General features: G+C 52.8%; 12 protein-coding genes and 1 riboswitch. All 12 genes read left to right on the top strand.

The annotated features are described in order from the left end of the window. The first annotated feature begins 96 nt into the window (after positions 1-96). A riboswitch (cobalamin riboswitch) is annotated at positions 97-285 on the top strand. A gap of 409 nt (positions 286-694) precedes the next feature. The 12 genes from cobJ to J7E78_RS17390 all read left to right on the top strand — a co-directional run bounded on the left by cobJ (position 695) and on the right by J7E78_RS17390 (position 14,154). Beyond that, a complete protein-coding gene (gene cobJ / locus J7E78_RS17445) occupies positions 695-2,626 on the top strand; it encodes a precorrin-3B C(17)-methyltransferase (protein WP_215077476.1) in 1,932 nt (643 codons plus the stop codon). Positions 2,627-2,871: 245 nt separating this feature from the next. Further along, positions 2,872-4,134: a sirohydrochlorin chelatase gene (locus J7E78_RS17440; protein WP_215077475.1), complete on the top strand. Its 1,263-nt coding sequence runs from the start codon at positions 2,872-2,874 to the stop codon at positions 4,132-4,134. Continuing rightward, positions 4,131-4,901, top strand: a complete 771-nt coding sequence (cobK, locus tag J7E78_RS17435) for a precorrin-6A reductase (protein ID WP_215077474.1) — start codon at positions 4,131-4,133, stop codon at positions 4,899-4,901. Before J7E78_RS17440 ends, cobK begins: the two co-directional genes overlap by 4 nt. A 71-nt stretch (positions 4,902-4,972) precedes the next feature. Then, entirely contained in the window at positions 4,973-5,620 is a 648-nt protein-coding gene (locus J7E78_RS17430) for a precorrin-8X methylmutase (RefSeq protein WP_215077473.1), read from the top strand. A 256-nt stretch (positions 5,621-5,876) separates the two neighbouring features. Then, positions 5,877-7,013: a cobalt-precorrin-5B (C(1))-methyltransferase gene (locus J7E78_RS17425; protein ID WP_215077472.1), complete on the top strand. Its 1,137-nt coding sequence runs from the start codon at positions 5,877-5,879 to the stop codon at positions 7,011-7,013. Then, the gene (gene cbiE / locus J7E78_RS17420) at positions 6,976-8,259 is read left to right on the top strand and encodes a precorrin-6y C5,15-methyltransferase (decarboxylating) subunit CbiE (RefSeq protein WP_215077471.1); all 1,284 of its coding nucleotides are present in this window, start codon (positions 6,976-6,978) and stop codon (positions 8,257-8,259) included. Before J7E78_RS17425 ends, cbiE begins: the two co-directional genes overlap by 38 nt. 86 nt (positions 8,260-8,345) lie before the next feature. Continuing rightward, the gene (gene cobI / locus J7E78_RS17415; RefSeq protein ID WP_215077470.1) at positions 8,346-9,062 is read left to right on the top strand and encodes a precorrin-2 C(20)-methyltransferase; all 717 of its coding nucleotides are present in this window, start codon (positions 8,346-8,348) and stop codon (positions 9,060-9,062) included. Continuing rightward, entirely contained in the window at positions 9,059-9,856 is a 798-nt protein-coding gene (cobM, locus tag J7E78_RS17410; RefSeq protein WP_215077469.1) for a precorrin-4 C(11)-methyltransferase, read from the top strand. Before cobI ends, cobM begins: the two co-directional genes overlap by 4 nt. After that, complete coding sequence (locus J7E78_RS17405; RefSeq protein WP_215077468.1) at positions 9,849-10,937, top strand: cobalt-precorrin 5A hydrolase; 1,089 nt, start codon at positions 9,849-9,851, stop codon at positions 10,935-10,937. The genes cobM and J7E78_RS17405 overlap by 8 nt, the downstream gene beginning before the upstream one ends. Before the next feature lie 72 nt (positions 10,938-11,009). Then, on the top strand, positions 11,010-12,596 hold the full coding sequence (locus J7E78_RS17400) for a cobyrinate a,c-diamide synthase (protein ID WP_251035106.1): 1,587 nt from the start codon (positions 11,010-11,012) through the stop codon (positions 12,594-12,596). Between the two features lie 153 nt (positions 12,597-12,749). Further along, a complete protein-coding gene (locus J7E78_RS17395) occupies positions 12,750-13,472 on the top strand; it encodes an SDR family oxidoreductase (RefSeq protein WP_215077466.1) in 723 nt (240 codons plus the stop codon). Positions 13,473-13,515: 43 nt separating this feature from the next. Beyond that, positions 13,516-14,154: a ThuA domain-containing protein gene (locus J7E78_RS17390; RefSeq protein ID WP_215077465.1), complete on the top strand. Its 639-nt coding sequence runs from the start codon at positions 13,516-13,518 to the stop codon at positions 14,152-14,154. The last annotated feature ends 57 nt before the right edge of the window (positions 14,155-14,211 follow it).

Genomic DNA, 14,211 nt, shown 5'->3' with positions numbered 1-14,211 from the left:
ACCCAGCCTCTTACTCTACTGTCTGAAAATAGAAGAACGGACAAGTATCATAAGCATGGACATTATTTCCTGAGCGGTGTTATTATGAAAACAATATTGAATGAAAACAAGCAAGGTGCTCTTGCGTACGCAAGAGGTAACAGGGAATCGGGTGAAAGTCCCGAGCGGTCCCGCCACTGTAATGGTGAAGCCCTTTTTGATTCAAGTCACTCGGAAAGCCGGGGAAGACAGAAAAGGAAGCTGATGATCCAAAGCCAGGAGACCTACCTTGCATGTGTCACCGAACCCTTCGCGGAAAGGAATGGTGTACGAAGAATCAGGAATTGGACGAACAAGCGGTTCGCCCGGCTGGCCCCCTCGGGCCTCATAGTCACAGGATTACCCTCTGGGAGTCTGGGACTGTGTTCTTGAGTGTACGTACATGCGTATCCCATCCGTTACAAGGATGGGATTTTTTTGCTTTTTTTAGATAAATGTACATTCTTGCGATACCCAACCATATGTCGGGAAATTGCAGATAGAGGAATAGATTAGTTTGATCATAACAGGTGGTTGATAAGAGGGCCTGGTTCGATAGTCTGAGTAAACAGAGCTGACGAATTGAACATGCAGTACAGTTCTGGAGAAGGTCGGTATAGCCTCCCTTCTTCACTGTTTAGACCAGTTCGACAAGTGTGATGAAGGAGGAGAAGCAATGCAAGAGCAAGGCAAGCTGCTGATTATCGGGTTTGGTCCGGGAGCCATGGAACATATCACGAAGCGGGCACTCGAAGCACTTCAGGAGAGCGAGGTTATTATCGGATATAACACCTATGTGGATCTGATTCGCCCTCTGTTGAACGGGCAAGCGATTGTACGCACAGGCATGACGGAGGAAGTAAGTCGTGCACAAGAAGCGGTCAGACAGGCGGAGATGGGCAAAATTGTTGCCGTCATTTCCAGTGGTGACGCCGGCGTATATGGTATGGCGGGTCTGGTGTACGAGGTGCTGATGGAGCAAGGCTGGAAGCCGGATACCGGTGTTGCTGTCGAAGTTATTCCGGGCGTGTCGGCCATTCAGTCTTGCGCATCACTGCTGGGTGCCCCTGTCATGCATGATGCATGTACGATCAGCCTCAGTGATCATCTCACGCCGTGGGAGACCATTATTCGCAGAGTCGAAGCCGCAGCGTCCGCTGATTTTGTCATTGCCCTGTACAATCCACGCAGTGGACGGCGCACACGCCAGATCGTGGAGACACAGGAAATGATCCTGCGTTATCGCGATCCACAGACCCCGGTAGGTCTGGTGAAAAGTGCATATCGTGAGCGTCAGGACGTTGTCATGACCACACTGGAGGATATGCTGAATCATGATATCGGCATGCTGACGACCGTGATTATCGGCAACTCCTCGACCATGATGTACGAAGGACTCATGGTCACACCGCGCGGGTATCAGCGGAAATACACGCTGAACACCGCGGAACAGTCGCTCAGACCCCATGAGCGACTGCGCACCGAAGCCGAGCCATGGTCGCTCGGCGCAAGGGACGCCCGCGCTGCCGCCTCCGGCGAGGCAGCGGGCGAGAGCGCGGCCAGCGATGCATCGGCCGCGCAGCCACAGGCGGAGCCAGCCCTGCGCGGCGCAAGCGCCGGAGCGGGCACGGCCCCGCAAGGGCAGCCGCCCGCGGGTGCAGGGGCTGCTGCCGCTATGCCTGCGGCAAGCCCGGCGAGCAGCGCTGGCACCGCCGTGCTTGCCGGCGAGCGACCTGCGCCCGCTGCGGCAGAGGCCGCGCCGGGCCGAGTCGCAGAAGCGCCACGCGCTGGCGCAGCTGCACTCGCCGCCGAGGCGTTGACACGGCTCGCGGCAGGCGGCGCGCTCGCGGGCGAATCGGCGCGCCGCTGGCTGGACACAGCAGCGCCGAGCCAGACGGCAAGTGCATCGCAGGCTGCGACCGCAACAGCGGTACGTACTGCGCCCGAGCCTGGGCGCAAGGCGCCGTTGTTCGAAGTCGGCGTGTCGCCCGGCGTGGGCAACAAAAAATTCACCGCAGCCCAGATGGCGCTGCTGGCGCAGTGTGCAAGCGAAGACGGCGAACTGGAGTACACGCCGGAGCACCAGATCATTTTGAGAGTGCCGACATTTGAACCGGACTCGCTGGTAGAAGAGCTGCGCGCAGCCAATTTCATCGTTGTACCGATTGGAGATGTCATCAAGGTGAAGGCCTGTGACTTCTGCAACATGGAGAAGGACGATGCTGTTCCGATGGCTAACCATTTACAGGCTGTGATTGGTGGACTTGGTGCACCCAAAGAAACAAGTGTGGCACTGAATGGCTGCGGCATGGCATGTTACGGGGCAGTGCTGGAGGATATCGGCATCGTGTATCGCAAAGGTGCATATGACCTGTTCCTCGGTGGCAAGAAATTCGGCCGCAATGCTCACCCTGCCCAGCCCGTAGCGGAGGGAATTCCGGGTGACCAGATTGGTGGCATTGTGGAACGCATTGTAGCCGATTACAAGGAAAAAGGCCATCCGAACGAGCGATTCCACAAGTTCTTCAAACGAGTTGGCGTAATTCAGGGCTTCCGCCATGTGGATGCACCGGTCACGGTGGAAGTAAACCCGATATGTGGTGACTAATTCCGTACTAATTCCTTGACTAAATCGCTTCATTCATGGAGACGTGATGGTTAGCCTTGTCAGGACGTATCTAATATTTCGCAATATTCGCTGGATTTCAGCTGACATAGATGGATTAATTTTTCGAGTAATGTGTCAAATGCATGGAATGATTGATTTTGCGTAGTCTTTGCCGGATGAACTGGAGTGTCGAATGAATATGAAAAGTCTGATCTACGGGTCAGGCGGGGGAGGAATAACAAAAGATGGATGCAATATTGTTGGTGGGACACGGGAGTCGTGATCCCGAGGGGAACCGGGAATTGAAGGAGTTTGCAAATGAGGTAGCAGCGAAGGCACCGGAGAATACGTTGGTGGAAACTTGTTTTCTGGAGTTAACGAGACCAAGTATTGCTGAAGGTGTTACCGCTTGTGTGGATCGAGGGGCAACACGTGTTGTGTTGGTGCCGATCATTTTATTTGCTGCCGGTCATGCCAAGATTGATATTCCTAACGCCATTGACCGGGCGAAGGCACGTTATCCGCAGGTGGAATTTGTATATGGTCGTCCCATCGGTGTTCATGAGAAAGTTGTTCAGATCATGCAGACCCGTCTGCAAGAGGCACAACCTGTACTTGTCGCATCCCAAGGCGGTACAGCGGTAGCGGCTCCGCCTGCTCCGGTGACGGATGAAGAGACTGCCGTACTGGTGCTTGGACGGGGAAGCAGTGACCCGGATGCCAACAGTGACTTTTTCAAAATGACCCGGATGTTATGGGAGAAACTGCCGTACAAGTGGACGGAAAGCAGCTTTATCGGTGTGACTCAGCCCTCTTTCCCGGATGGATTGGAGCGTTGTCTATTGCTGGGCGCGAAGAAAATCATCATCATGCCTTATTTCCTGTTCACAGGTGTACTGATCAAGCGCATTGATGAAATGACTGCGGAATTTGCTGCGGCACATCCTGACATTCAGGTCGAGGTTGGTGGATATTTCGGCTTCCACCCGAAGCTGGTTGAACTCGTACTGGAGCGGGCCCATGAGGGGTTATACGGACGTGTAACAGCCAACTGTGACAACTGCCAATTCAGACTGGAAGCAGCCAAACACCATCATCACCATCATGATCACGACCATGGGCATGACCACGATCATCACCATGATCACCATCATCACGATCACGAGCATAGTCACGACCACCATCATGAACACAGCAATCCGCACAACCACGATCATTCGGATCATGATTACTCGCATCAACATGATGAGCATGACCATCAGCATGTACATGCACACGATGACCATACACATAAGCATGACCACGGTCATGAACACACGCATACTGCCGTCGATCGTCAAGCGTCACACGATTATCATCATGATCACGATGAAGAGTTGCATCATACACATCACGAGCACGAAGTCATTCGGAACAACCATGATGACGTAGTAGGAACGGCACAAGAAGATGCATCTCCCGATCAGGCACAGGTTGCAGCAACCTCGGAGCAGGTGAATCGACCATGATCTTCATGTTGTGTGGTACGAGTGATGCCAGGGAACTGGCTCTACAGATCCAGCAGCAAGGTGCAGACGTGCTGACTTCTGTTGTAACCGACAGTGCGGCGAATAGCCTGACAGAGGCCGGATTACCTGTTCGGACAGGCCGTTTGAATGTGGAAGCGATGGTGGAACTCATGCGTGAAAAAGGTAGCCATGCCATCGTGGATGCAAGTCATCCGTTTGCCGAAGAAGCACATGCCAATGCGATGGAAGCAGCCAAACAGGCCGGTATTCCATACATTCGTTATGAGCGCACGGGTCTGGCGTACGATGATCATGCATTGCTGCATGTTGTATCTTCCTACGATGAAGCCGCACTCAAGGCCAAAGAACTGAAGGGCTCAGTCATGCTGACGACAGGTAGCAAAACGTTACAGATTTTTACCAAGCACCTGCTCGGTGATCCGGACATTCGTCTCGTTGCCCGCATGCTTCCACGTCTCGATAATATGGAGAAATGCGGTGAGCTTGGTGTTGAACAGCGCAATATTATTGCGATGCAGGGACCTTTTTCCCGTGAAATGAATGAAGCCTTGTACAAGCACTATGCAACGACGGTAATGGTTACCAAGGAGAGCGGTAAGACCGGAGCGGTGGATGAGAAAATCCAATCTGCACTGGAGCTGGGCATTCATGTTGTGTTGATTTCACGCCCCGAGGCTGAATTTGGAACGGTGTTTGACCATTTTGAAGGAGTACTGGATGAGTTGAAGCGTGTATTGGTGCAGTAGAGCACCCCAATAGTCTTAATTTGAATAACGAATATTTTAATGACAACACCACTTGAAGGAGTGAAATGCACATGGATTTTAAAACGGAATTTAAACCGTTGACCGTACAACCACAGGAGATTGAGGGCAAAAGCTTTGAGATGATCACGGAGGAGCTGGGAGAGCATCCTTTTACAGATGAACAATATCCAGTGGTACAGCGTGTCATTCACGCCTCGGCTGACTTCGAACTGGGCCGGAGCATGGTGTTCCACCCGGATGCCATTCAAGCAGGAATTGCAGCGTTTCGCGCCGGCCAATCCGTTATCGCTGACGTACAGATGATTCAGGCTGGCGTTAGCAAAGATCGCATTCGCGGTTTTGGTGGAGATGTGCATGTACATATATCAGATCGCGATGTGATGGAGGAAGCCAAACGTTTGAACACCACTCGGGCAATCATCTCAACGCGTAAAGCAAATCAATTATACGAAGGCGGAATCTACGCCATTGGTAACGCACCAACAGCACTGCTGGAACTGATCCGTCTGGTCAAAGAAGGCGAAGCCAAACCAGGCCTGATCATTGGTATGCCGGTCGGATTCGTATCCGCAGCCGAGTCCAAAGACGAGCTGCGCAAACTCGACATCCCGTTTATTACCAATATTGGCCGTAAAGGCGGAAGCACCATCGTCGTAGCCGCCCTGAACGCCATCTCCCTGATGGCAGTAAAGGCATAGTCATTTTTAAGTAAACGACCACAGGTTCAGTTACCCAAAATAAACCTCAGGGCATTGTTTAGCCCTTTAGAGGAATGCACGAACAACGAAGTGGGCGAAGACGCAGGTAGCAGCGAAGGGGACGGAATCGATTCTGGAGACAACAGCGATCATAAGAACGATCCGTCCCCGGAGCGACCACTCAGGCGCCAAAAGCCACCCACCACGCACGCAGCGTAATCAACCTAACTAATAAAGGACGGGAGGTTCAAAACCCATGATAGGCGGCAATACAACAGACCCCGATAAACCAATGCGTTCCGGTTTCACCACAGGAGCGTGCGCCACAGCGGTAGCCAAGGGAGCGACGCAGCTCCTGTTAACAGGTGTTATTCCGGCACAGGCCGTGGTTTCGTTGCCCGCGGGCTTTGACCACTCGTTCGAACTGATCGAGCAGGAATTGACCGATGGCGTAGCGACCTGTGCCACCATCAAGGATGCCGGGGATGACCCGGACGCCACGCATCGGGCGAAGATCATCGCACATGTGTCTTGGCGGGACGAGCCCGGTATGGAGCTGGATGGGGGCATCGGCGTAGGCCGGGTCACGAAGCCCGGACTGCCCGTGCCTGTAGGCGAAGCGGCAATTAATCCCGTTCCGCGCCGCATGATTACCGAAGCCGTCACCCAGGTGCTTGCCGAACATGGCACAGCCAGAGGGGTGCGGGTTATGATCAGCGTGCCGGACGGCGAAGAGATCGCCAAGAAGACACTGAATTCCCGTCTGGGCATTCTGGGTGGCATCTCTATTTTAGGTACACGCGGCGTGGTCGTTCCGTTCTCCACCTCTGCCTACAGAGCCAGTGTAGTGCAGGCGATCTCGGTTGCTCAAGCATCCGGCTGTGAACATATTGTGCTGACCACGGGCGGCAGTAGTGAGAAATATGCGATGAAAATGATGCCTGAGCTGCCAGAGGAAGCCTTTATTCAGATGGGTGACTTTGTCGGCTTTGCCATCAAACACGGTAAACGGTTGGGCATGAAACGAATAACTCTGGTCGGGATGCCAGGCAAATTTGCCAAAGTGGCTCAAGGCGTCATGATGGTGCACTCCAAGAGTGCGCCGGTGGATTTTAGATTTCTTGCGTCCGTGGCCCGCGAGACCGGAGCTGGAGATGAACTGGCGCAAGCGATCGAGGAAGCCAACACGGCGACTCAGGTGGCGGATATGATGACCGAGGCCGGGTATTTACCCTATTTTGAAAAGTTATGTACATATGCTTGCCAGCACTGTTTGGAACATGCAGGAGACGGCATAACGGTGGAAGTGGTATTGGTAACGATGAAAGGAATGGAACTGGGGAGGGCGGAAATCAGTGAACTCGAAGACAGCAACTGGAGCAAAGAATCGTAAAATCCGCATTATCGGCGTGGGTGAAGAAGGCGTGGCAGGATTAACAACGGAGAGCCTGAATCTCATTCAGGAGGCAGATGTACTTGTTGGCGGAGAGCGCCAGCTACAATATTTCCCGGCATTTGCGGGTGAAAAGTTAGCGATTAAGAGCGGTTTAAGCGATCTGGTTGTGAAAATAAAAGCGTTACAGGCCACACACAACGTTGTTGTGCTTGCCTCGGGAGACCCGCTGTTCTACGGCATAGCCGGGTATCTAGCGCGCAAATTAGGCCCGGATCTACTGGAGATCCGGCCTAATCTCAGTTCGCTGCAGCTGGCATTTGCCCAGCTTGGCGAGAGCTGGCATGATGCCGTGCTCGAAAGCGTGCACGGACGCCCGCTCAAGGGCCTGGCACAGCGCATTGATGGCAAAGCCAAAATTGCGCTGCTCACGGACGAGCATAACAGCCCCGCTGCGATCGGGGCTTATCTGCAACAGTTCGGCATGACCGAGTATGATGCCTACGTTGCCGAGAACCTGGGCGGGGCAGAGGAGCGTGCCCGCCATTACACCCTTGGCGAGCTGGCGGCAGCAGAATGCAGCCCGCTGAATGTCGTGATTTTGCTACGCCGGAAGGATGCACCTGCGCCGCGCCGGGGATTCGGTTTTGCCGACGAGGAATTCCATCAGCGCAAACCCGAAAAGGGCCTCATCACCAAGCGTGAAGTCCGTGCGTTCAGCTTGGCCGAGCTGAAACTGGGCGAGGACAGCATCGTGTGGGATATCGGCGCAGGTTCAGGATCGGTGGCGGTGGAGTGCACGCGACTGGCGCCGCGGGGCCAGATCTTCGCCATCGAAAAAAACGAAGGTGACCTCGTGAACATCGAGGCCAACCGGATCAAATTCCGGACAGACTTCACCGTCCTTCATGCGAAAGCACCAGCAGGGCTGGACGAACTGCCGAATCCGGATGCGGTGTTCATTGGCGGCAGCGGCGGCGAACTCGCGCAACTGATCGCCCTGTGTGCGTCCCGGCTGTGCCCGGAGGGACGCATTGTGGTGAATGCAGCGACCATCGAGACGCTGCATGACAGCATGAAGGCCATGCGCGAAGCAGGCCTGATTGCCTCCGTGACGTTACTTCAGACGGCGCGCAGCAAGCCGATCCTGAACATGACCCGTTTTGACGGATTGAATCCGATTTACGTGATTACAGGACAGCACACAATAACCGAAGAAGCGGAATCCACAGACGGAGCAGAGTGATTTTTGAATGAACGAACAAGGGGGAGAATGGCATCAGCACAACAACAGGAAATACGACATGGGAAATTACAGATACAGATGTGTCGTTGAGCGGTAAAACAGTAGGTACGCTGTATGGCGTGGGTGTCGGGCCGGGAGACCCGGAGCTGATTACCGTGAAGGCGTACCGGATGATCCGGGAATGTCCCGTGGTCGCTTACCCGAAGAAGCGCAAAGGCGGTAAATCGTACGCCCACGAGATTGTGGAACTGTATGTGAACCCGGAAGAAAAAGAGATGCTTGGCCTGATCTTCCCAATGACCAAGGACCCGGTGGTGCTCGAACGTGAGTGGGGCAAGACCGTTGAAGCATGCTGGGGTGCGCTCAAGGAAGGCAAGGATGTGGCCTTTGTAACCGAGGGTGATCCGAACCTGTACAGCACATTTATTCATCTGGCTCGGCTGATGCGAGAACTGCATCCTGAAGTGCCGATTCGTTCGATCCCAGGCATCTCATCCGTGTTGGGTGCAGCGGCAGCGCTGGATATTCATCTGGCAGACGGAGACGAACAGGTGGGTATTATTCCGGCTACGGCAGATAAAGAAGCGATGCGGCAGGCGATTGAGCATCATGATACGATTGTATTTATCAAGGTGGCGAAGGTGCTTGACCCGATGCTTGAATTGCTGGACGAGATGGGACTCGGCGGCAAAGCGTCGGTTGTAACCAAAGTCACTTCTCCATATGAACTCGTCTGGCGTGATGCCCGTGAACTGAAAGGACAGGAGCTTGAATATCTGAGCCTGATGGTGGTGAGCAAATGAAGACATTGGAAGCGAAAGTCTACATCGTAGGTGCAGGCCCGGGTGACCCGGAGCTAATTACGGTGAAGGGCTCGAACATTTTGAAGAGCGCGGATCTGGTGCTGTATACGGATTCCCTTGTGAATGATGAACTGATTGCGACCGCAAAGCCTGAAGCAGAAGTGCTGCAAAGCTCTGGCATGGATCTGGAACGTCAGGTTGAGCTGATGTGTGAAGCGACTCGTGCAGGACGGAGCGTGGCCCGTGTGCATACGGGTGATCCGGCGATGTACGGCGCGATTCTGGAACAAATGGTCCTGCTGAAACAGCAGGGCGTGGAATATGAGATCATTCCGGGTGTCAGTTCGGTCTTTGCTTCGGCAGCTGCATTGGGGGCTGAACTTACTGTACCAGAACTGACACAGACCGTAATTTTGACGCGTGCAGAAGGTCGCACCCCTGTACCTGAACGGGAAAAATTACGTGATCTGGCATCCCATCACTGTACGGTGGCGCTTTTCCTGAGTGCAACTTTGGCGAAAAAAGTCGTGGTTGAATTCCTGGCCGCAGGTTGGAGCGAAGATACACCGGTGGCAGTTGTGCAGCGGGCAACATGGCCTGATCAGAAGATTGTACGGACCACGCTTGCCAACCTGGCAGCGGATCTGCGCGCCGCTGGCATTACAATGCATGCGATGATTCTGGCAGGCTGGGCGCTCGACCCCGATCTCGTGAACAGGGATGCACACCGCTCCAAGCTGTACGATAAATCCTTCACTCATGGCTATCGCAAGGGAGTGAAGGCCGGTGAGTAATCCGTTTGCAGCCGTTGCCATCACGAAACATGGTGTGGAGATGGTACGTAATCTGGCAGGGCAGTTCCAGGGCACCGATGTCTATTATATGAGCAAGTTTGAACGCGGGGATGAAGAGCAGTTGGGTTATGAGCTGTTCGAAGGTTCGGTGAAGCTGATTTTGCCTGATTTGTTCAAACGATATAATGGCATCATTCTGTTTATCTCACTGGGTGCAGTTGTGCGGATGATTGCTCCGATCCTGGTGGACAAAAAAGTTGATCCTGCCGTACTGGTCATTGATGACCGCGGCGAAAATGTCATCAGCGTGCTGTCTGGTCACCTCGGCGGGGCGAATGAGTTAACTCGTCAGGTCGCGGAAGTACTTGGCTCACGTGCTGTCATCACGACAGCCTCAGACGTGCAGGGCACCATTCCGGTGGACATGTTTGGCCGGGAGTTGGGTTGGATCGTAGACAGCTTCGACAAGGCGACACCTGTCAGTGCGGCTGTTGTGAATGAAGAGCCTGTAGCTCTCATTCAGGAGACTGGGGAGCGGAACTGGTGGAAATATAACAAACCCGTGCCGGATCATATCCGTGTTTTCAGCCGTTTGGAGGAAACGGAATCATTCCCGTTCAACGCTGCGCTTGTCGTCAGTGACCGCCTGCTTTCGGCAGAAGAAGAGGAACGATTTCTCACGAGTGGCGTACTGTATCGCCCGAAAAGCCTCGTGCTCGGCATGGGCTGCAATCGCGGCACAGCTGTAGAGGAATTGGAGCAGGAAGTCCTCGCTACCTTGGAGGAGTTATCCCTCTCCGTGAAGAGTGTGCGCAACATCGCCACGATTGATCTGAAAAAGGATGAAGAAGGCCTGTTGGCGCTCTGTGCCAAATACGGCTGGGAACTCGTGACCTACACCCCTGCGGAACTGAATACAGTGAAGCTTGCCAATCCTTCGGAGACAGTATTCAAATATACGGGAGCATATGGCGTAAGTGAACCTGCGGCATTGCTCTCCTCGGGAGCCGACCATTGGCTGCTGGAGAAGAAAAAGAGCGGTAATCTGACGATCTCCGTAGCACGCGTTTCATTTGAGTAGAGTATGCATTAATCTTGACCGCATCGTTATATGATGCGGTTTTGTTATCTCGAAGAAAAGGTGGAAATGACAATGACCATTTCAGATCGTAACGCCAGACCCCGACTGATCATTGCAGGCACCGGAAGTGGTGCAGGAAAAACGACAGTAACCTTGGGACTGATGAGAGCACTCGCTCAGCGTGGTTTGAGTGTACAAGGGTTCAAATGCGGCCCGGACTATATTGATCCTACATACCATAGCGCTGTCACGGGCAGAACGTCACGTAATCTGGATGCATGGATGACATCGCCAGAGTATGTGAGAGATACGTTCGAGAAGGCATCGGAGGGACATGATATTTCCATTATTGAAGGTGTGATGGGCCTCTACGATGGCAAAGATCCGCTCAGCAATACAGGCTCAACTGCAGAGATGGCTCTGGTCACGCAGACCCCTGTGATCCTGGTTGTGGACGTACGTAGCATGGCTCGCAGTGCGGCCGCGATTGTCCTGGGTTTTCAACAGCTGGAGCCTGAATTAAATATTGCCGGAGTGATCGTCAACCGTTGTGGAAGTGCGGGTCATTATACCATTGTAAAAAAAGCCATAGAGCAGATGTGCGGCATTCCTGTGGCTGGCTGGCTGAAGCGGGACGAGGACATGTCCATACCCGAGAGACATCTGGGACTGGTGCCTGCCATCGAGCGCGGTGAACTGGAACCCTTATTCCAACGTGCAGCCGATGTGCTCATGGAAGGCACTGATCTGGATCTTCTGCTGGATCTGGCAGCAAGCGCCCCGCCTTTCAAACGACCAGATGTGAGCTTTGCAGAGGCAAACACAGATTCTGCCCATTTGTTTGGCGCACCAGAAGCTACAAAAGTTGAAGGTGTTGCCTATGCGATGAGTACAGTATATACTTCATCTCCTGTGGATCAAGACTCACAATCCGATCTCCATTCAGATGCAGAGACAATCGCTTATGATGCATATGTTGCTGAGGATGCACGTCCTGTCATCGCAGTTGCGCGGGACGCGGCATTCAATTTCTATTATCCCGATAATCTCGAACTGCTCGAAGCAGCCGGGGCACGATTGCAATACTTCAGTCCACTCGCTGGTGATCCTATTCCTGTTGATTCGGATGGCATCTATTTGGGCGGCGGATTTCCTGAAGAATTTGCAGCAGAGATTGCCGGTAACCAAGGGTTCTTGGAGGGACTTCGACAGGCGGCACAATCGAACATGCCTTTATTTGCCGAGTGTGGCGGCTACATGGTGCTCGGGGAAACGTTGACCGACCGTGAGGGCGTTACTTTCAACATGGCGGGTATTATCCCCGCACAGGTGCAGATGCAGAAGAAGCGAGCTGCGCTTGGTTATCGTGAAGCGAGAAGCGTTCAGGATTCCTTTTTGCTGAAAAAGGGTGAAGTGCTTCGGGGGCATGAATTTCATTATTCCACGATGACCTATCGTGATGAAGAAACGATCCCTTATGCGTATGAGACCAAGGGGTTACGTGGCCTGAAGCAAGAAGGGTATGCTGCAGGCAACATCGTGGCGGGGTATACACACATTCATCTGGGCTCTTACCCGTCGGCCGCTCGAAGATGGGTGGAGCATTGTTTAGCCTATCGGCAGGAGCGATATGGGTCACGAATAATAACAGAGCAATAAACAGCTCAATTCAATAAGCAGAATGGCTCTAATCTCGCTTTTACCTCATGAGTCTTTGGTCGTAAAGTTGGCGATCCCATTCTGAATTAAAGGTTTTCAGATGAATATGTGGAATGAATAAAAGACAGAATCATTATGCGAGGGAGGGACATCATGATGAGAACCGCATGTGTAACGGGAGCTGCCCGGGGGTTGGGACTCGCTTTGACGGCACAGATGCTGAAGAGAGGTTATTTTGTGTATGCGGCCGGTCTGGACGTGGAAGATTCAGAGGGAATTCGTAGGCTTGCAGAAGGATATCCTGACCATCTGCGCGCCATCGAATTGGATATTGCGGACGACCTGTCGGTAGCTCTGTTCACGGAGACGTTGAAGCTGGATACGAATCATCTGGATATGCTGATCAATAATGCGGCTATACTAGGGAGTATTACGGATCATATCCGCGGGCCGTTGAATATGGCGGAGATGGCTGAAGTATTTAATGTGAACACCTTAGGTACACTGCGTGTGACTCATTCCCTGTTACCCCTCCTTCATCAAGGACAGGTCAAGCTGATTGTTAATATCTCTTCCGAGGCTGGAAGTATAGAACAATGCAGTCGGGATGGGTGGTTTGCCTATTGTATGTCCAAAGCTGCTTTGAACATGCAGGCCCGTCTTGTGCACAATGGTCTGAAGGATGAAGGCGGACAAGTGATGCTTGTGCATCCCGGTTGGGTACAGAGTTATATGCGGGGTGAATTGGATGCTTCAGCGGATCTCACGCCCGAGCAATCTGCACAGCATATCGCAGTACTTATCGACCGCCATGAACAATTTAAAGGAGATCAGCCCGCATATGTGGACTACAAGGGAGAGAAGCTCCCCTGGTAGTTGGTTTTATACAGTGAGGTGAACAAGAAAGGAGATTGATTGAATGGATCAACGTAAAAAAGCATTGTTACTTGGCGATTATACACATCCGGACTGGCACCCGCTTCAGGGTGTAGATGCAGAGATTAGCCGAATTTTCCATGATACTATGACTGTGCAGTGCAGTGAGAATCGGAATATGCTGCTGCAAGAAAATATAACGGGGTTTGATGTATGTATCTCATACATGGACGATTGGAAAGGTAAAGTCTCTCCACAGCAGACAGCAGGTTTGTTGTCCTATGTGAGTAATGGAGGTGGACTGGTCATCATACATAACGGCATTTCGCTCCAGAATCGTTATGAACTCAAACAGATGATCGGTGCCAAGTTCCTGCATCATCCGGCGTATGCACCACTTGAGTTCACTGTAACGGAGGCAAGCCATCCCGTGACGGAGGGCATTTCGAGTTTCACGATGGAAGAAGAACCTTATGAGTTCGAGTTTGGTTCTTTTGCCGAAACGAAGATTTTGCTGGAATATCAATCCGAAGATGGACCCAAGCCTGCGGTTTGGGCGCATCGATATGGTATTGGACGTATTGTTTATCTGATGCCGGGTCACCATGTACCGTCTTTTGCGCACGAAACGTACCGCAAGTTACTTCTGCAAGCAGGCAAATGGGCTGCACGTTACGTCTGATCGGACTGACATTTTTGCATGCGGAGTATAAGGGGTATAATATAGAGAAGAGCGAAG

The organism is Paenibacillus polymyxa, assembly GCF_018614975.1.
Taxonomy (GTDB): domain Bacteria; phylum Bacillota; class Bacilli; order Paenibacillales; family Paenibacillaceae; genus Paenibacillus; species Paenibacillus polymyxa_E.
This window is presented reverse-complemented; position numbering and strand designations above follow the sequence as displayed.

Excerpts from the sequence above, each read along its gene's own strand:
- cobJ (WP_215077476.1), top strand. The coding sequence starts at position 695 with ATGCAAGAGCAAGGCAAGCTGCTGATTATCGGGTTTGGTCCGGGAGCC.
- J7E78_RS17440 (WP_215077475.1), top strand. The coding sequence starts at position 2,872 with ATGGATGCAATATTGTTGGTGGGACACGGGAGTCGTGATCCCGAGGGG.
- cobK (WP_215077474.1), top strand. The coding sequence starts at position 4,131 with ATGATCTTCATGTTGTGTGGTACGAGTGATGCCAGGGAACTGGCTCTA.
- J7E78_RS17430 (WP_215077473.1), top strand. The coding sequence starts at position 4,973 with ATGGATTTTAAAACGGAATTTAAACCGTTGACCGTACAACCACAGGAG.
- J7E78_RS17425 (WP_215077472.1), top strand. The coding sequence starts at position 5,877 with ATGATAGGCGGCAATACAACAGACCCCGATAAACCAATGCGTTCCGGT.
- cobM (WP_215077469.1), top strand. The coding sequence starts at position 9,059 with ATGAAGACATTGGAAGCGAAAGTCTACATCGTAGGTGCAGGCCCGGGT.
- J7E78_RS17400 (WP_251035106.1), top strand. The coding sequence starts at position 11,010 with ATGACCATTTCAGATCGTAACGCCAGACCCCGACTGATCATTGCAGGC.
- J7E78_RS17395 (WP_215077466.1), top strand. The coding sequence starts at position 12,750 with ATGATGAGAACCGCATGTGTAACGGGAGCTGCCCGGGGGTTGGGACTC.
- J7E78_RS17390 (WP_215077465.1), top strand. The coding sequence starts at position 13,516 with ATGGATCAACGTAAAAAAGCATTGTTACTTGGCGATTATACACATCCG.